Annotated in this window: 17 protein-coding genes; 14 read left to right on the top strand and 3 right to left on the bottom strand. The window is 65.7% G+C overall.

Features of this window, described 5'->3' with window-relative positions:
* The first annotated feature begins 9 nt into the window (after positions 1-9).
* The 4 genes from panB to pgi all read left to right on the top strand — a co-directional run bounded on the left by panB (position 10) and on the right by pgi (position 4,069).
* Complete coding sequence (gene panB / locus BJI69_RS00235; protein ID WP_244465252.1) at positions 10-774, top strand: 3-methyl-2-oxobutanoate hydroxymethyltransferase; 765 nt, start codon at positions 10-12, stop codon at positions 772-774.
* Positions 775-784: 10 nt separating this feature from the next.
* Positions 785-1,630, top strand: a complete 846-nt coding sequence (gene panC / locus BJI69_RS00230) for a pantoate--beta-alanine ligase (protein WP_046967328.1) — start codon at positions 785-787, stop codon at positions 1,628-1,630.
* A 138-nt stretch (positions 1,631-1,768) separates the two neighbouring features.
* Positions 1,769-2,149, top strand: a complete 381-nt coding sequence (gene panD / locus BJI69_RS00225) for an aspartate 1-decarboxylase (protein WP_046967327.1) — start codon at positions 1,769-1,771, stop codon at positions 2,147-2,149.
* A gap of 285 nt (positions 2,150-2,434) precedes the next feature.
* Entirely contained in the window at positions 2,435-4,069 is a 1,635-nt protein-coding gene (gene pgi, locus BJI69_RS00220) for a glucose-6-phosphate isomerase (RefSeq protein WP_046967326.1), read from the top strand.
* 146 nt (positions 4,070-4,215) lie between these two features.
* On the opposite strand, the gene parE is transcribed toward pgi, so the two are convergent.
* Together parE and BJI69_RS00210 are read right to left on the bottom strand one after the other, a co-directional pair.
* The gene (gene parE, locus BJI69_RS00215; RefSeq protein WP_046967325.1) at positions 4,216-6,105 is read right to left on the bottom strand and encodes a DNA topoisomerase IV subunit B; all 1,890 of its coding nucleotides are present in this window, start codon (positions 6,103-6,105) and stop codon (positions 4,216-4,218) included.
* 323 nt (positions 6,106-6,428) lie between these two features.
* Positions 6,429-8,231 (bottom strand): aminopeptidase P family protein, encoded by a 1,803-nt coding sequence (locus BJI69_RS00210; RefSeq protein WP_046967324.1) that lies wholly within the window; start codon positions 8,229-8,231, stop codon positions 6,429-6,431.
* A gap of 104 nt (positions 8,232-8,335) precedes the next feature.
* On the opposite strand from BJI69_RS00210, the gene pyrG reads away from it, so the two are divergent.
* From pyrG to truD, 9 genes are all read left to right on the top strand, one after another.
* Positions 8,336-10,015, top strand: coding sequence for a CTP synthase (pyrG, locus tag BJI69_RS00205; RefSeq protein WP_046967323.1), 1,680 nt, complete (start codon positions 8,336-8,338; stop codon positions 10,013-10,015).
* Positions 10,012-10,842 (top strand): 3-deoxy-8-phosphooctulonate synthase, encoded by an 831-nt coding sequence (kdsA, locus tag BJI69_RS00200; protein ID WP_046967322.1) that lies wholly within the window; start codon positions 10,012-10,014, stop codon positions 10,840-10,842. Before pyrG ends, kdsA begins: the two co-directional genes overlap by 4 nt.
* 67 nt (positions 10,843-10,909) lie before the next feature.
* Positions 10,910-11,293 carry a hypothetical protein gene (locus BJI69_RS00195; RefSeq protein WP_052767130.1) on the top strand — a complete coding sequence of 128 codons (384 nt, stop codon included), beginning with the start codon at positions 10,910-10,912 and terminating at the stop codon, positions 11,291-11,293.
* Positions 11,294-11,303: 10 nt separating this feature from the next.
* Positions 11,304-12,602 carry a phosphopyruvate hydratase gene (gene eno, locus BJI69_RS00190; RefSeq protein WP_046967321.1) on the top strand — a complete coding sequence of 433 codons (1,299 nt, stop codon included), beginning with the start codon at positions 11,304-11,306 and terminating at the stop codon, positions 12,600-12,602.
* A gap of 8 nt (positions 12,603-12,610) precedes the next feature.
* Complete coding sequence (gene ftsB / locus BJI69_RS00185) at positions 12,611-12,955, top strand: cell division protein FtsB (RefSeq protein ID WP_046967320.1); 345 nt, start codon at positions 12,611-12,613, stop codon at positions 12,953-12,955.
* Positions 12,955-13,644: a 2-C-methyl-D-erythritol 4-phosphate cytidylyltransferase gene (gene ispD, locus BJI69_RS00180; protein ID WP_046967319.1), complete on the top strand. Its 690-nt coding sequence runs from the start codon at positions 12,955-12,957 to the stop codon at positions 13,642-13,644. The genes ftsB and ispD overlap by 1 nt, the downstream gene beginning before the upstream one ends.
* A complete protein-coding gene (gene ispF, locus BJI69_RS00175; RefSeq protein WP_046967318.1) occupies positions 13,644-14,117 on the top strand; it encodes a 2-C-methyl-D-erythritol 2,4-cyclodiphosphate synthase in 474 nt (157 codons plus the stop codon). Before ispD ends, ispF begins: the two co-directional genes overlap by 1 nt.
* The gene (gene mgtE, locus BJI69_RS00170; RefSeq protein WP_046967317.1) at positions 14,114-15,541 is read left to right on the top strand and encodes a magnesium transporter; all 1,428 of its coding nucleotides are present in this window, start codon (positions 14,114-14,116) and stop codon (positions 15,539-15,541) included. The genes ispF and mgtE overlap by 4 nt, the downstream gene beginning before the upstream one ends.
* Positions 15,542-15,554: 13 nt before the next feature.
* Entirely contained in the window at positions 15,555-16,571 is a 1,017-nt protein-coding gene (gene truD, locus BJI69_RS00165) for a tRNA pseudouridine(13) synthase TruD (RefSeq protein ID WP_046967316.1), read from the top strand.
* Positions 16,572-16,624: 53 nt separating this feature from the next.
* On the opposite strand, the gene BJI69_RS00160 is transcribed toward truD, so the two are convergent.
* On the bottom strand, positions 16,625-17,167 hold the full coding sequence (locus BJI69_RS00160) for a Smr/MutS family protein (RefSeq protein ID WP_046967315.1): 543 nt from the start codon (positions 17,165-17,167) through the stop codon (positions 16,625-16,627).
* Between the two features lie 115 nt (positions 17,168-17,282).
* Here BJI69_RS00160 and surE point away from each other — a divergent pair, with 115 nt between their 5' ends.
* On the top strand, positions 17,283-18,065 hold the full coding sequence (gene surE, locus BJI69_RS00155) for a 5'/3'-nucleotidase SurE (RefSeq protein ID WP_046967314.1): 783 nt from the start codon (positions 17,283-17,285) through the stop codon (positions 18,063-18,065).
* Positions 18,066-18,105: the final 40 nt, after the last annotated feature.

Raw genomic sequence — 18,105 nt, 5'->3', positions numbered from 1 at the left:
CTGAAGGCGATGAAAGCCGAAGGCCGGAAGATCGTGATGCTCACCGCCTACGACGCGAGTTTCGCTGCCCAACTGGAATCCGCCGGGGTCGACGTGGCCCTGGTCGGCGATTCGCTGGGTATGGTGGTGCAAGGGCGTTCGAGCACCTTGCCGGTCACGGTCGACGAGATGGTCTATCACACCGCCGCCACCGCGCGCGGGCTGTCGGCCACGCTGCTGGTCGCCGACCTGCCGTTCATGAGCGACCGCGATGTCCCTGCCGCGATGGAGGCCGCCACACGGCTGGTCGGGCAGGGCGGTGCCGCGATGGTCAAGATCGAGGGCGCCGGTCGCATCTGCGAGGTCATCTCGGCGCTGGCCGAGCGCGACATCCCGGTGTGCAGTCACCTGGGCCTGACCCCGCAGTCGGTAAACAAGTTCGGTGGCTACAAGGTCCAGGGCAAGACCCAGGATGCCGCCGACAAGCTGTTCGCCGACGCGAAGGCGGTCGAGGCCGCCGGTGCCGACCTGCTCGTGCTGGAGTGTGTACCTTCGGCGCTCGCGGCACGCATCACCGCCGAACTGTCGATTCCCGTGATCGGCATCGGCGCAGGCGTCGACTGCGACGGTCAGGTCCTGGTCGTCTACGACCTGCTCGGCCTCACGCCGGGCAAGCGACCGAAGTTTTCCAAGGATTTCCTCGCGGGACGCGATTCCATCCAGGGCGCCATCGGCGCCTACGTTGCGGACGTGCGTGAGCTGCGCTTCCCCGGCGTCGAACACAGTTTCAGCTGAGGGTTCCACCATGCAGACCGTTACCGATGCCGCCGCCCTCCGCGCTACCGTTCGCGGCTGGCGCAACGCTGGCCAGAACGTCGGCTTCGTGCCGACGATGGGCAACCTGCACGCCGGGCATCACTCCTTGCTGAAGCTGGCCCGTGCCCGCGCCGACCGGGTGATCGCCAGTGTCTTCGTCAATCCCACCCAGTTCGGGCCGGGCGAGGATTTCGAGCGCTACCCGCGCACCCTCGCGCAGGACCAGGCCGGCCTCGCCGAGGCCGGCTGCGACATCCTGTTCGCGCCCGAGGTCTCGACGCTGTATCCGTTCGGCGCTGCGTCCAGCGTGAGCATCCATGTGCCCGACCTGACCGAAACCCTCGAAGGCGCCCATCGCCCGGGCCACTTCGACGGCGTAGCCACGGTGGTCGCCAAGTTGTTCAGCCTGGTCCAGCCGGACCTCGCCGTGTTCGGCCAGAAGGACTTCCAGCAGCTCAAGGTGATCGAGCGGATGGTCCGTGACCTGTCCCTGCCGGTAAAGGTCATGTCGGGGGCCACGCTGCGCGACGAGGATGGCCTGGCCATGAGCTCGCGCAACCAGTACCTGACGGCCCAGGAGCGCGCCCGGGCGCCGCAGATCTATTCGACCCTGCAACAGACCCGTGAGCTGTTCCGCCAGGGCCATAGCTGGCAGGCGCTGGAGCAGGCCGCCAAGGCCCGCCTGGAGCGCGCCGGCTTCGTCCCCGACTACGTGGCGATACGCCGCGCCGAGGACCTCGCCGAGCCGGGTCCGGACGAGCGGGAAGGGCTGGTGGTGCTGGTTGCCGCCCGTCTGGGCGCCACCCGTCTGATCGACAACCTGCCTTTCGACTGAATCCCTTCACGAACGGGGACTTGCGTTTCGAAGCGCCGTCCCCCATAAAGCGCTCCGACAGAGGAAGCCCATGCGACGGAGCGGGCAACCCTCCGTTAGAATGGGCGTTTTTGTAACCGCCAAACTCCAGAGACCGCCATGCACCTCAACATGCTCAAGTGCAAGATCCACCGGGCCACGGTGACTCACGCCGAGCTGAACTACGAAGGTTCGATCGCCATCGACGGCAACCTGCTCGACGCTGCGGGTATCCGCGAGTACGAGCAGATCCATGCCTGGAACATCAGCAACGGCGAACGCTTCGTCACGTACGCGCTGCGTGCGGAAGAGGGCTCGGGCATCATCTCCGTGAACGGTAGCGCCGCGCGCCGCGTGTCCACCGGTGACCTGGTGATCATCGCCGCCTTCGTCGGCCTGTCCGAGGCCGAGATGGCCAAGTACCAGCCGGACCTGGTCTACGTCGACGCGAACAACCGCATCACGCATACGAATCATTCGATTCCCAAGCAGGCTGCGTAAGCAGCCTGCGTTGTAGGAGCGGACTTCGTCCGCGAACCCTCAGGCTTACCCAGGCACCGAATGAGGCTTTGAACTCATCGGTTCGAGCGGTCCTCACCTACGAAGCCAACAGCCGCTCCGTAAGCTGGGAAAGCCGGCCAGTTGCCATGCAAGGCCTCATTCGCAAAATCACCGCTGAGGGTTCGCGGACAGAGTCCGCTCCTACATTGTTTGATTTTGCAATCCACCTACGCTGCACTGCGGTAAGATCGGGATTCCCCTCTCCGTCGCCGCCAAGTGGAAGCCATGGAATCAAAGCACGACCGTCTGCCCTCCTTTGAGGAGCACGCCTCCCGTCTCGCCGCCACCAACCTCCGCGCCCTCGTCCAGGACGAAGCCCGCGGTGAGCGCCTGCGCCGACGCATGGGTCCGATCCTTCTCGACGCGTCCCGTCAGAAGCTCGACATCGCGGCACTCGACGCCGTCGGTGAGTACATCGAAAGCACCGGCTGGAAAGCCGCGCGCGACGCGATGTTCGAAGGCAAGCACATCAATACCTCCGAAGACCGGGCGGTGCTGCATACCGCGTTGCGCGGTGGTGCTTCGCGCAACCCGGCCGCCCCGGCCGACGTCCGCAAGGAAGTCGCCGACGCGCTGGACAAGATGGAAACCCTGGTCAACGCCGTGCACAAGGGCGAAGGCGAGTCGGTCGGCCTGATCGGTCGCGTCACCGACGTGGTCAATATCGGCATTGGTGGCTCGGACCTCGGTCCGCGCCTGGCTGTGCATGCGCTCGAGCAGTTCCACGTCGACGGCATCAACAGCCACTTCCTCACCAACGTCGACGGCCAGGCCGCGACGGACCTGATGAAGAAGCTGGACCCGGCACGCACGCTGGTCATCCTGGTGTCCAAGAGCTTCAACACGCAGGAAACGCTGCTCAATGGCGGCGTGTTCCGCAACTGGATCCTGAAGGCCGAGGGCGGCGACGAGGCAAAGGCCTCGAAGCATTTCATCGCCGTGAGCTCCAACGACGAAGCCGTACACAAGTGGGGCGCCTCGCAGGTGCTGCCGATGTGGGACTACGTCGGCGGCCGCTACTCGCTGTGGTCGGCCGTCGGTGCGTCGATCGCGTTCGCCATCGGCATGAAGGGCTTTCGCGATCTGCTCGCCGGCGCCGCCGAAGCGGACGACCATTTCCGCAGCGCGGAGTGGAAGGACAACCTCCCGGTCCTGCTGGCCATCGCCGAGATATGGAATCGCAACATCCTCGGCACCACCAGCCGCGCCGTGATTCCCTATGTGGATGCGCTGGTCGATCTGCCGTCCTACCTCCAGCAGCTGGAGATGGAAAGCCTCGGCAAGCATGTGCATCCGAGCGATGGCAGCGAAGTGAAGCAGGCCAGCGTCCCAGTGGTCTGGGGCAGCATCGGAACCAACGCGCAGCACGCTTATTTCCAGGCGCTGCACCAGGGTACGGATATCGTGCCGCTGGAATTCATCGGCCTCGTCAAGCCGGCGCATCCGCTGCGCGAAAACCAGGACGTGCTGACCTCGAACCTGCTCGCGCAGGCGGCGGCGCTTTCGCTGGGCAAGACCTACGAGGAAGCGCTCGCCGAAGCCAAGACAGGCACGGAGGAAGAACGCCACGCGCTCGCCGCGCAGCGCACGTTCAAGGGCGACCGCCCGAGCACCGTATTCATGCTCGACTCGCTCACCCCGCATTCGCTGGGTGCGCTGATCGCGCTGTACGAGCACAAGGTGTTCCTGCTCGGTCACCTGTGGGGCATCAATGCGTTCGACCAGTGGGGCGTGGAGCTGGGCAAGACCATCGCCAAGCAGATCTATCCCTCGTTGGCCAACGACAAGGACGCGGGTGACCTGTCGCAGTTCGACGGGGCCACGCGTGCGTTGATCCAGGCGATTCGCTCGCGTCGCTGAGCGCATCGCCGCTGACAAGAAAAAAACCGGCTTGCGCCGGTTTTTTTTGTGCGTGATTTTCCCTATGTAGGAGCCGATTTATCGGCGATAGCCAGGTCGCGACAAGCACCCATCGCCGATGAATCGGCTCCTACAACGACCTATCCTCAGACCTCGAGGGTGGCCAGGTCGCCCTTGTCTTCCAGCCACTGCTTGCGATCGCTCGCGCGCTTTTTCGCCAGCAACATGTCCATCAGTTTGTTGGTGCCGTCGTCCACTTCGATCGTGAGCTGCACCAGGCGACGCGTGTCCGGGTGGACGGTGGATTCGCGTAACTGCGCCGGGTTCATCTCGCCCAGGCCCTTGAAGCGCGTGACACTCACCGCGCCCTTCATCTTCTCGCGCTCGACCTTCTCCAGCATCAGGCGCTTCTCTTCGTCATCGAGGCAGTAGAACACCTGCTTGCCCACGTCCACGCGGAACAGCGGCGGCATGGCGACGAAGACATGGCCCTGGCTGACCAGGGTGGGGAAGTGCTTAAGGAACAGGGCGGAGAGCAGGGTGGCGATGTGCAGGCCGTCGGAGTCCGCGTCGGCGAGGATCACGACCTTGCCGTAACGCAGGCCGCTGAGGTCGTCCTTGCCGGGATCGCAGCCGATCGCGACGGCGAGGTCGTGGACTTCCTGCGAGGCGAGCACGGCGTTCGAATCGACTTCCCAGGTATTCAGGATCTTGCCGCGCAAGGGCATGATCGCCTGGAAATCCTTGTCGCGCGCCTGCTTGGCCGAGCCGCCTGCCGAATCGCCTTCGACGAGGAAGATTTCGGTGCGGCTGAGGTCGGTCGAGGCGCAGTCGGCGAGCTTGCCGGGCAGCGCCGGGCCCGAGGTGATCTTCTTGCGGACGACCTGTTTGGCGGCTTTCAGGCGTGCGCTGGCGCGCTCGATGGCGAGCTGGGCGATCTTCTCGCCGGTTTCCACATGCTGGTTCAGCCACAGGCTGAAGGCGTCGTGCACCACGCCTTCGACAATGCCGGCGGCGGCACGCGAGGACAGGCGCTCCTTCGTCTGGCCCGCGAATTGGGCATCCTGCAGCTTGACGCTGAGCACGAAGGCCAGGCGCTCCCAGACATCTTCCGGGGCCAGCTTCACGCCACGCGGCAGCAGGTTGCGCAGATCGCAGAACTCGCGGATGGCATTGGTGAGGCCGGAGCGCAGGCCGTTCACGTGGGTGCCGCCCTGCGCGGTGGGGATCAGGTTGACGTAGCTTTCCTGCACCAGGTCGCCTTCCGGCAACCAGGCGAGCGCGACGTCGAGCGCATCGGTCTCACGGGCGAAGTGCTTGACGAAAAGACCCGACGGCAGTGCCTCGGCGCCCTGCAGTTCACCGCGCAGGTAGTCGGGCAGGCCGTCCTCGAAGTACCACTCGGTGGTTTCGCCGGAGGCTTCGTCGAGCAGACGCACCGTCAGGCCCGCGCACAGCACGGCCTTGGCCCGGAGCAGGTGTTTGAGCTTGGAAACGAGGATCTTCGGGGTGTCGAAGTACTTCGCGTCCGGCCAGAAGCGCAGCGTGGTGCCGGTCTTCTTCTTCGGCACCGTACCGATGACTTCGAGCTCGCTGGCGCGATCGCCATTGGCGAAGCTCATGCGGTATTCCTGGCCATCGCGGCGGATGGTCACGTCCACCCGGTGCGACAGCGCGTTCACCACGGACACGCCGACGCCGTGCAGGCCGCCGGAGAAGGCGTAGTTCTTGTTCGAGAACTTGCCGCCGGCATGCAGACGCGTGAGGATCAGCTCGATGCCGGGCACGCCCTCTTCGGGATGGATATCCACGGGCATGCCGCGACCGTCATCGGTGACTTCCACCGAGCCGTCGTTGAACACGGTGACGTCGATGGTCTTCGCGTGGCCGGCGAGGGCTTCGTCGACCGAGTTGTCGATGACTTCCTGCGCCAGGTGGTTCGGGCGCGAGGTGTCGGTGTACATGCCAGGGCGGCGCTTGACCGGGTCAAGGCCGCTGAGGACTTCGATGTCTGCAGCGTTGTAGCGAGTATTCATTAGGTATCGAGGCCGTTCGTAGCCGGGCAGGATGGGGTCAGGTCACGTGGATGGTCAAGCCTGAGGCTGTGGCGTATCAGCTGACGAGATTCATGTGGGAGCCGATTTACATGTGAGAGCCGATTTACTTGTGGGAGCCGATTCATCGGCGATCCCGCGGCAGCGGCCCAGGGCGCGGCGAGCACCCATCGCCGCTGAAGCGGCTCCCACACAGGGCAGGAGCATCGCCGCTGAAGCGGCTCCCACACAGGGCAGGAGCATCGCCGCTGAAGCGGCTCCCACACAGGGCAGGAGCATCGCCGCTGAAGCGGCTCCTACATTTCCTATTGAAGCGGCGCGCAGTGCCATTCGAGCCATTCGCGGTCGGCGCCGTCGAGCAAGGGTGACAAGGCGGCGCGTACGGTGGCGTGATAATCGTCCAGCCAGGCCCGTTCGGAGGGTTCGAGCAAGCGTGGTTCGAGGCCGCGGCGGTCGAACGGGCACAGGGTCAGGGTCTCGAAAGCGAAGAAGTCACCAAACTCGGTGCTGTCGGCCTGGGTCACCACGGCCAGGTTTTCATGGCGTATGCCGTAGCGGCCGGGCTTGTAGAGGCCGGGTTCGATCGAGGTGATCATGCCGGTCTCCAGCGGAACCAGCGCGACGCCTGCCCGGGGCGCCCGGATGCCATGGGGGCCTTCATGCACGTTGAGGAAATAGCCCACGCCGTGGCCGGTGCCGTGGCCATAGTCCATGCCGGCGGCCCAGAGCGGGGCGCGGGCCAGTGCGTCGAGTTGCGGGCCGCTGGCGCCCTTGGGGAAACGCGCACGCGAGAGCGCGATCATGCCCTTGAGCACGAGGGTCGAATCGCGGCGCTGCTCGTCGGTCACCGGACCCAGGGCGAGCACACGGGTGATGTCGGTGGTGCCGCCAAGATACTGGCCGCCCGAGTCGATCAGGAGCAGGCCCTTGGCCGCCAGCGGGCTGAAGTGCGCTTCGGTGGCCCGGTAATGGGGGAGGGCGCCGTTGGCCTGGTAGGCGGCGATCGTCGAGAAGCTCTCGCCGACGAAGCCGGACTGGGCAGCACGAGCCTCACGCACGATGGTGTCGACGTCGAGCTCGGTCAGCGGTTCGCCCGCGACGATGCCCGTTTCGATGCGGCGGAACGCATGGGCGAGTGCGGCACCGTCACGGCGCATCACGTCGCGTACGTGGTCGAGTTCCTCGGTGGTCTTGCGCGCCTTCTGCATCGTCGACGGGTGGGCGGCGCGGACCTGTCGCACGGTGGGCGACAAGCCTTCGAGAATGGACACGACCACGTGGCCGGGGTCCAGCATGAGCACGGCGTCGTCGGGCAGGGCCGCGATCGCCGAGGCGACGGTGCTGTAGTCGGCGAGGCCCATGCCATCCGCCGCCAGGGCCTGCCTGATGTCGGCCGGTACCTTGGCGGCATCGATGAACAGCGTGGCCTTGCCGTCGTCGATTAGCAGGTGGGCCAGGAAGACAGGGTTGTACTCGACATCCGCGCCGCGCAGGTTGGTCAGCCATGCGATGTCGTCGAGGCTGGACAGCAGGTGGTGGGTGGCGCCGGCCCGACGCATGGCGGTGCGCACGTGGCGCAGCTTGTCGGCACGGTCGACGGCAGCGAACGGTGCCGCGTGCGCGAAAACGGGGGCGTCGGGGCGGCCCGGGCGGTCGGGCCAGATGGCGGCGGGCAGATCGAGATCGGTGCGCAGGGTCGCGCCGGCCGCCCCGAGGCGCCGTGCCAGGCTCTCGGCACCGGACACGTCCAGGCTGTCACCTGCTGCCGCGACGACGTCGCCCGGGCGGAGCTGTTCGGCCAGCCAGCCGATGTGCTCGGGCGTATGCGCCACCTTCAGACGCATCAGGGGCAGGCCGCTGCCGGCAAGTTCCTGTTCCGCCTGGGAGAAATAGCGGGAATCGGTCCACAGGCCACCACCGTCGGTGGTCACGACCAGGGTGCCGGATGAGCCGGTGAAGCCGGAAAGCCATTCCCGGGCCTGCCAGCGCGGCGGCAGGTACTCGGACAGGTGGGGGTCGGCGGAGGGGACGACGACGGCGGCGACGCCTTCGCGGGCCATGGCGGCGCGAAGGGCTTCAAGACGGACGGGGATGGGCTGGGCGGTCATTCCCCGATGGTAAAACGACCGCTCCGATTCGGCACGTTCAGTCTGCCCCTCGCGAGTGAGGGCGCGCCCGTGTAAAATACCGATTTCCAGCACTGGCTGCTCGCATGACTCCCCTGATTTTCGTCACCGGCGGTGTGGTGTCTTCCCTCGGGAAGGGCATCGCAGCGGCGTCGCTTGCCTCCATTCTCGAGGCGCGCGGTCTCTCCGTCACCATGATGAAGCTCGATCCGTACATCAACGTGGATCCGGGCACCATGAGTCCCTTCCAGCACGGTGAGGTCTACGTCACCGACGACGGTGCCGAAACCGACCTGGACCTGGGTCACTACGAGCGCTTCGTACGCACCCGCCTCACCGGCAAGAATTCGATCACCGCCGGCAAGATCTACGAATCGGTCATCCGCAAGGAGCGCCGCGGCGATTATCTCGGTGCGACGGTGCAGGTCATCCCGCACATCACCGACGAGATCAAGCATTCCATCCACGAGGCGACGCGCGGTTACGACGTGGCGCTGGTGGAAGTGGGCGGCACCGTGGGCGATATCGAATCGCTGCCTTTCCTCGAAGCCATCCGTCAGCTGCGCATCGAGCACGGCGCGGAAAAGTGCATGTTCGTGCACCTCACCCTGGTGCCGTATATCAAGGCCGCGGGCGAGATCAAGACCAAGCCCACCCAGCATTCGGTGAAGGAACTGCGTTCCATCGGTATCCAGGCCGATGTCCTGCTGTGCCGCTGCGAAGAGCCGTTGCCGGATGCCGAGCGCCACAAGATCGCGCTGTTCACCAACGTGCCGAAGAACGCCGTCATCAGCACGATCGATGTCGACGTCATCTACAAGCTGCCGATGTGGCTGCATGAGCAGGGCCTGGACGATCTCGTCATCAAGCGCCTCGGTCTCGACGCGGGACCGGCCGATCTCTCCAGCTGGATCCGCACGGTCGAAGCCGTCGAGCATCCGCGCGACGAAGTAAATGTTGCCATCGTCGGCAAGTACGTCGAACACAAGGATGCCTACAAGTCGCTGGCCGAAGCGCTGCGTCATGGCGGTATCAACCAGTCGGCCCGCGTGAACCTGCATTGGGTGGACTCCGAAGACGTCGAAGCGCGCGGTGCCCGCGCGGTGCTCGGCGACTCCGATGCCATCCTCGTGCCGGGCGGCTTCGGCAAGCGCGGTTTCGAAGGCAAGATCCTCGCGGCGCAGTTCGCTCGCGAGACCGGCATTCCGTACTTCGGCATCTGCTACGGCATGCATGCTGCCGTGGTCGAGTTCGCACGTAACACCGCCGGCCTCAAGCAGGCGGATTCGAGCGAGAACGATCGCAACACGCCGGACCCGGTCATCGCGCTGATCACCGAGTGGACCACCGCCACCGGCGAAACCGAACAGCGCAGCGAGCGTTCCGACCTCGGCGGCACCATGCGCCTGGGCGCGCAGGAATGCCGCCTCAAGGCCGGCACGCTGGCGCGTGAGCTCTATGGCGAAGACGTGGTGCGCGAGCGTCACCGTCATCGCTACGAGTTCAACAATCGCTATCGCCAGTCGTTCGAAGATCTCGGCATGGTTATCTCCGGTAAATCCATGGATGACCTCCTCGTCGAGATCGTCGAGCTGCCGCGTCACGTGCATCCGTGGTTCCTCGGCTGCCAGGCGCACCCGGAATTCACCTCGACGCCGCGCGAAGGCCATCCGCTGTTCATCGGCTTCGTTCGTGCCGCCCGCGAGTACAAGGCCGTCCGTGACGGTGAAAAGCTCGCCATCCGTTCCCAGGAGTCCGCGGCATGAAGCTCTGTGGTTTTGAAGTCGGCCTTGATCAGCCGCTGTTCCTGATCGCCGGTCCCTGCGTCATCGAATCGATGCAGCTCCAGCTCGATGTTGCGGGCAAGCTGAAGGAAATCACCGATCGTCTCGGCATCAACTTCATCTTCAAGTCCAGCTTCGACAAGGCCAACCGCTCCTCCGGCGGCAGCTTCCGCGGCCCCGGCCTTGAAGAAGGCCTCAAGGTGCTGGACGCGGTGAAGAAGCAGATCGGCGTGCCGGTCATCACCGACGTGCACGAATACACCCCGATGAACGAGGTCGCCGCCGTCGTCGACGTGCTGCAGACCCCGGCATTCCTCTGCCGCCAGACCGACTTCATCCAGAACGTCGCGAAGGCCGGCAAGCCGGTGAACATCAAGAAGGGCCAGTTCCTCGCCCCGTGGGACATGAAGAACGTCGTGCAGAAGGCCTTCGATGTCGGCAACCACGACATCCTGGTCTGCGAGCGCGGCGCCAGCTTCGGCTACAACAACCTCGTCTCCGACATGCGCTCGCTCGCGGTGATGCGTGAGACGAACTGCCCGGTCGTGTTCGACGCCACCCACTCGGTGCAGTTGCCGGGCGGGCAGGGCACCAGCTCCGGTGGCCAGCGCGAGTTCGTGCCGGTGCTGGCGCGCGCGGCGGTCGCGGTGGGCGTCTCCGGCCTGTTCGCCGAGACCCATCCGGACCCGTCCAAGGCCCTGAGCGACGGCCCGAACGCCTGGCCGCTCGACCAGATGGAAGAGCTGCTCGAGACCCTCATGGAGCTCGATGGCGCCGTGAAGCGTCGCGGATTCAAGAACCACGCTTGATCGTTCCTCCGGAACGGTATGATTGACGGTATAGCGGGACCGCAAAGGTCCCGGGGAGACGGGCTGGATGGTCGAGGACAACGGGATCCATGTCGCGGGCGAACCGCGCCAGCGTGCGGCGCGCCTGCCGCAGTCGGGTCACGGCATCGCCTCGTTCGTCATCGCCCTGGTTTCCGGGCTCGTCGTCCTTGCCGGTATCGGCTTTGCCGCGCTGATGGTCGCCTCGGGCGATCCCGAACAGCACATGGAAGTGTTCGGACTTGTCGGCCTCGTTCTCTGCGTCTTTCTCCTCCTTGCCCTCGTCGGCCTCGTACTGGGCATCGTTGCCCTGCGCAGGCAGGACCGCCGCCGCACGTTCGGCGCGATCGGGCTGGGACTCAACGCTTTCATCCTGATCGGTACCGTGGGGCTCGCGTTCCTCGGTACTTTCTTTCGTCATTCCAACTCGTAACGGGAAGCGCATGACCACCGATATCACCAAGATCCACGCCCGCGAAATCCTCGATTCCCGCGGCAACCCGACCCTCGAAGCCGAGATCACCCTGGCCGACGGTTCCTTCGGCCGTGCGGCCGTGCCGAGCGGCGCCTCCACCGGCACGCGCGAAGCCGTCGAGCTGCGCGACGGCGACAAGAAGCGCTACGACGGCAAGGGCGTGACCAAGGCCGTCGGCAACGTCAACACCACGATCGCCAAGGCGCTCGCCGGTTTCGACGCCGCCGACCAGAAGGGCCTCGATGCGAAGCTCATCGCCCTGGATGGCACCGACAACAAGGGCAACCTGGGCGCCAATGCGCTGCTCGGCGTTTCCATGGCGGCGGCTCACGCTGTCGCCGCGTCGAAGAAGCAGGCCCTGTGGCAGTACTTGATGGTCGACGGCGGCGGCACGCTGCCGGTGCCGATGATGAACATCATCAACGGCGGCGCCCATGCCGATAACAACGTCGACGTGCAGGAGTTCATGGTGCTGCCGGTCGGCGCGCCGAGCTTCGCCGAAGCGCTGCGCTACGGCGCCGAGATCTTCCATGCGCTGAAGTCGGTGCTGAAGGGGCGTGGCCTCAATACCTCGGTGGGCGACGAAGGCGGCTTCGCGCCGAACCTCAAGTCCAACGTCGAAGCACTCGACACGATTCTCGAAGCCGTGAACAAGACCGGGTACAAGGTCGGTAGCGACATCCTGCTCGGCCTCGACGTGGCCAGCTCGGAATTCTTCAAGGATGGCAAGTACGACCTCGAAGGCGAAGGCAAGATCTTCACGCCCGAGCAGTGGGTCGACACGCTGGCGTCCTGGTCGAAGCAGTACCCGATCGTCACCATCGAAGACGGCATGGCCGAAGGCGACTGGGCTGGCTGGGCGCACCTGACCAAGGCCATCGGCGAAGGCATCCAGCTGGTCGGCGACGATCTCTTCGTCACCAATCCGAAGATCTTCCAGGAAGGCATCGACAAGAAGATCGCCAACGCCATCCTGATCAAGGTCAACCAGATCGGCACGCTGTCCGAGACGCTCGAAGCGATCGCCATGGCACACCGCGCGAAGTACGCGGCGATCGTGTCGCACCGTTCCGGCGAGACCGAAGACACCACGATTTCGGACATCGCCGTGGCGACCACGGCGACCCAGATCAAGACCGGTTCGCTGTGCCGCACCGATCGCGTGGCCAAGTACAACCAGCTGCTGCGTATCGAGGAAGCCCTCGGCGCGAAGGCGCGCTATGCCGGCCGGGATGCGTTCCCGAGCCTGTCCAAGCTGCCCGGCTGAGTCGTGCCTTGAGCAACGCGGCACTCCTGCGCTGGATCGGCCTGATCCTCGTCATCGTCCTCATCGCGCTGCAGCTGAAGCTGTGGGTCGGCGGTGGGGGCATGGCCGAGGTCGATTCACTGCGCGCGTCGGTGCAGAAACAGACCGAGGAAAACGCCGCGTTGCTCAAACGTAACCAGGCGCTTGCCGCGGACGTGGAAGATCTCAAGCACGGCGAGCAGGCTACCGAAGCGCGTGCGCGCCAGGAGCTGGGCCTGATCAAGCCGAACGAGACCTTCTACCAGATCGTCGAGCCAGGGGCGGCGACCAGTGCGCCGCCGCCTCCGCCGCCCGTCGGTCCCGGCACCCAGTGATGGATGCCCTGTGGTGTGTGGTTCCGGCTGCCGGTCGAGGCGTCCGGGCGGGTGGCGATCGGCCGAAGCAGTATCAGTCGCTGGCCGGACGTCCTTTGCTCGATCACACGCTTGAACGCCTGGCGGCGCATCCGCGCATCGCCGGGCTGGTCGTCGTCATCGCGGCGGACGATCCCCATTTTTCTGCCGTCGAGTCGATCGGCGGCAAACCCCTCATCGCGACCATCGGCGGCGGTGAGCGCAGCGACTCCGTGCTGGCGGGCGTACTCGCCTTGCCGGCCGCCGTGGCGCCGGATCATTTCGTCCTGGTCCACGATGCCGCGCGGCCCTGCGTGCGCGCCGACGACATCACCCGCCTGATCGACCTGGCGGGTGTGGGTGAAGGCGGTCTGCTCGGCGCGCCCCTGCGGGACACCCTCAAGCGGGCGGATGCGGACTGTCACAGCACCGCCACCGAACCGCGCGAAGGTCGGTGGCGCGCCTTTACGCCGCAGATGTTCCGCCGGGGCGCGCTGGCGCGTGCACTCGCCCTTGCCGCCGCGGACGGTATCGTCGTCAGCGACGAGGCCATGGCGATGGAGCGCACGGGCGTCATGCCGCTGCTGGTGGAAGGTTCGGAAGACAACATCAAGGTGACCACGCCGGCGGATTTCGCGCTGGCGGAGTTCCTGCTCGGGAGAACACGTTAATGCGTATCGGACAGGGATTCGATGTCCACGCCTTCGGTGAAGGCGATCATGTGATGCTCGGCGGTGTGCGCGTGGCGCACGGGCAGGGCGTGCTTGCGCATTCGGACGGCGACGTCGTGCTGCATGCGCTGTGCGATGCGTTGCTCGGCGCGCTGGCGCTGGGTGATATCGGCAAGCATTTTCCGCCATCCGACGATAAGTGGCGCGGCGCGGACAGTCGCAGCTTCGTGCGTGCCGTGGCGGGTATGCTCGCCGAGCGCGGCTATGCCCTCGGCAATGCCGACATCACCGTGATCTGCGAAGCGCCGAAGGTCGGTCCGCATGCGCAGGCGATGCGCGAGGTGATCGCCGCCGATCTCGGTGTCGACATCGATCGCATCAGCATCAAGGCGACTACCACGGAAACCCTCGGGTTCACCGGTCGCCGCGAGGGCATTGCCGCCCTGGCGACGGTGCTGGTCGAGCGGTCATGAGCGAGAGCGAGTCACGCGCCGCCACGCCGCGTCTGCACGACCGGCTGGAGGCGATTACCGATCTCCTGCGCCGTCGGGAAGGCTTGCTTGCCTTTGCCGGCGCGGCGCCGGATCGCGATGACTCGCCCCTCGATGCAGCCGACGCGGAGTTGCAGGCCCTGCTTGACGGACTCCATCCGGCCGATCTCGCCGATGTGTTCGAATCCTTGCCGCTCGAAGACCGGCTTGCAGTCTGGCAGCGGATCCGCAGCGATCGCGACGGCGACATCCTGCTCGAAGTCTCCGACTCGGTACGCGAATCGCTCATCGCGGACATGGACGATCGCGAGATTCTCGCTGCCGTCGAACCGCTGGACGCGGACGAGCTCGCCGACCTCGTCGACGACCTGCCGACCGAAGTGCTGCCCGAACTCATGGCCAGCCTCGATGCGCAGGATCGTGAGCGCGTGCAGGCCGCCATGTCCTACGAGGACGACCAGGTCGGCGCGCTGATGGACTTCGACATGGTCACCATCCGCGAGGACATCAGCCTCGAAGTGGTGCTTCGTTATCTTCGCCGCTTCGACGAGCTGCCTGCGCAGACCGACAAGCTCTTCGTGGTCAACGCCGACAGCGTGCTGACCGGGGTGTTGCCCCTGCATTGGTTGCTGGTGAACTCGCCGGACAAGATGGTCCGCGAGATCATGGCGCCGGACGTGAACACGTTCCGCCCGGAAGACGATGCCTATGACGTGGCGCAGGCTTTCGAACGCTACGACCTGGTGACCGCGCCGGTCGTCGACGCCGGGATGCGCCTGATCGGCCGCATCGCCGTCGATGCGATGCTGGACTTCATTCGCGAAGAGAGCGAAACCGAGGCGCTGTCGCGCGGTGGCCTGCGCGAAGAGGAAGATATCTTCGCCTCCGTCTGGAAGTCCGTGCGCAATCGCTGGGCGTGGCTGGCGATCAACCTCGTCACCGCCTTCGTGGCATCGCGCGTGATCGGCCTGTTCGAGCATTCCATCGAGAAACTGGTGGCGCTTGCCGCCTTGATGCCCATCGTCGCCGGCATCGGTGGCAATTCGGGTAACCAGACCATCACCATGATCGTTCGCGCCATGGCGCTGGAGCAGGTGGGTACCTCGCAGGTACGCAGGCTGTGGCGCAAGGAACTGGGTGTTTCCCTGTTCAACGGCGTGGTCTGGGGCGGTGCCATCGGCATCGCCGCGTGGCTGCTCTACGGCAATCCTGCGCTTGGCCTGGTCATGACGGCCGCCATGACACTGAATCTCCTGCTCGCCGCCTTCATGGGCGTCGGCATTCCCATGCTGATGGTCAAGCTCGGTCGCGATCCCGCGCTGGGCTCCAGCGTGCTCATCACCGCCGTCACCGATAGCGGCGGTTTCTTCATTTTCCTGGGGCTGGCGACGATTTTCCTGCTCTAGAAGGCCGCGAACCATGACAGACAACGAACTCCCTTTCGCCTTCGGCGCCCCGCCGCTGCGCGGCCGCCTGCGCTCCGCGCCCGAGGATTTCTTCGTCGAGGAAATCCTCGGCTATGAAGCCGATGGCGCCGGCGAGCATGCGTTTCTCCTGGTGGAAAAGCGCGGCACGAACACCGATTGGGCAGCACGTGAACTCGCCAAGTTCGCCGGTATCCAGCCGATGAATGTCGGCTACGCCGGCATGAAGGACCGCCACGCGGTGACCCGCCAGGTGTTCACCGTGCACCTTCCAGGCAAGGCCGATCCGGACTGGTCGGCGCTCGTATCCGACGAGATCAAGGTGATTTCCGCCGCCCGCCATTCGCGCAAGATCAAGCGCGGGGCACTGCGTGGAAACCGCTTCGTGCTGGTGCTGCGGGAGATCGAAGGCGATCGTGCCGCCGCTGACGAACGCCTCGCCGCGATCGCGAAGCGTGGCGTGCCGAATTATTTCGGCGAGCAGCGATTCGGTCTCGGTGGCGGCAACGTGGCGCAGGCGAAGCAGATGTTCGGCGGTCGCCGCGTCGACCGCGACAAGCGCTCCATCCTGCTTTCGGCGGCACGTTCGCACATCTTCAACGGCGTGCTCGCTGAGCGTGTCGGGGCAGGGCAGTGGGATACGCCGATGGATGGCGAGATCTGGTCGTTGGAAGGCTCGCGCTCGTGGTTCGGACCCGAGGCGTTCAGCGACGTGTTGGCCGAGCGTCTCGCTCGCTTCGATATTCATCCGTCGGGTCCGTTGTGGGGCGATGGCGAGCCGCCGTCCACCGATGCGGTCGGCGAGCTGGAGCGTGCCGTTGCCGCCCGTGACGAAGATCTTGCGAAAGGTCTGGCGGGCGCGCGCATGGACCAGGAGCGCCGGGCGCTGCGCATGCTGCCGCGCGATCTGGCCTGGCGCTGGCTGGATGATGGCGCGCTCGAAGTCTCGTTCGGCCTCCCGGCCGGGGCGTATGCGACGACCGTGCTACGCGAAGTCGCCGCCACCCTGTAATGCTCTAGGTCCCACAGAATGCTCGCCGATGAATCGGCTCCTACAGGTAGCTATTAGCCTTTCAGCAGGACGACGACGGCCCCGGTGCCGCCTTGCATCGGGCGGGCCGAGGCGAAGGCAACGACATCGTCCCGTCGACGCAGCAGCCGGTCGGTCAGACCCTTCAACACCGGCCCGGCCGCCTTGGAGCGCAAGCCCTTGCCGTGGATGATCCGCACGCAGCGAATCCCATCGTGGCGGCACTCGGCGAGGAACTCGGCAATCGTCATCTGCGCCGCGGCGGCGTTCATCTGGTGGAGGTCGACGTCCGCCTGGATGCTGAACTGACCGCGCTTGAGCTGTTTCAGCAGCTTGGGCGGGTAGCCGTCACGCAGGTAGGACAGCTCCTCACCTACTTCGAGATCGGCCGGGTCGTAGTCGAACAGGAGTGACTCGGCCGGCACGGCCGCCTCGTCGGCATCGCGCATGTGCGGATACGGCTCGGGGCGAGGGCGCTCGGGTAGCGACTCGACCGGCGCCATCGGCCGCACGTCGCCAATCGCCTCGCGGAAGAGGCGGCTGTCATCGTCGTGAAGGGGAGGCGTGCGGCGCTTCATTGCCCTCATCCTAGCTGCGTTTCGTGAATCCCGCTGCCCGCTCCGGTAGACTTGGACCGGTCGGGCGGCCTTGTCGATATAGGGCCGCCACACCCGATTTTCGATCTGGATCAGCATGCAAGTTCTGGTTAGCAACGACGACGGCGTAGAGGCTCCGGGCATCCGGATTCTCGCCGGGCGTCTGGCCGAGTTCGGCACGGTGACCGTGGTCGCCCCCGACCGCGATCGCTCCGGCGCGAGCAACTCGCTTACCCTCGACGCCCCCATCCGTGCCCATCGCATGGAGAACGGGTTCTATCGCGTGTCGGGCACGCCGACGGACTGCGTCCATCTCGCCCTGGCGGGCATGCTCGAGCATGAGACCGACATCGTTGTGTCGGGCATCAACAATGTCGCCAACCTCGGTGACGACGTCATCTATTCGGGCACCGTCTCGGCCGCCATGGAAGGGCGCTTCCTCGGCCTTCCCGCGATCGCCGTTTCCCTGGTGACGAAAGAGGGCTCCGGCCGTCACTTCGATGCGGCCGCCAGCGCGGTGCTCATGATCATGCGTCGGTTGATCGTGGATCCGCTGCCGGCGGACACCATCCTCAACGTCAACGTGCCTGACCTTCCCTGGGAAGAGATTCGCGGCTTCGAGGTCACCCGGCTCGGCAAGCGTCATCGCGCCGCGCCGGCCATCCGGACGGAAGATCCGCGCGGTCGCACCATGTGGTGGATCGGTCCGCCGGGCGAAATCGACGATGCCGGCCCGGGCACCGATTTCAATGCCGTCAGCCGCGGCTTTGTCTCGGTCACGCCGATCCACACCGATCTCACCCGTTTCCAGGCCCTGGAGAAAGTCAGTAGCTGGATGCTTCCGCTTTCGTCGGCGATGGGTAACGAGGAGGCAGCCTGAGGTGGTGAACCTGCATGCCCTGCCTGCTTCGGCCCTGCGC

The sequence above is a fragment of the Luteibacter rhizovicinus DSM 16549 genome, from assembly GCF_001887595.1.
Classification (GTDB): domain Bacteria; phylum Pseudomonadota; class Gammaproteobacteria; order Xanthomonadales; family Rhodanobacteraceae; genus Luteibacter; species Luteibacter rhizovicinus.
The sequence above is the reverse complement of the archived record's forward strand: the minus strand, read 5'-3'. Positions and strand labels throughout refer to the sequence as shown.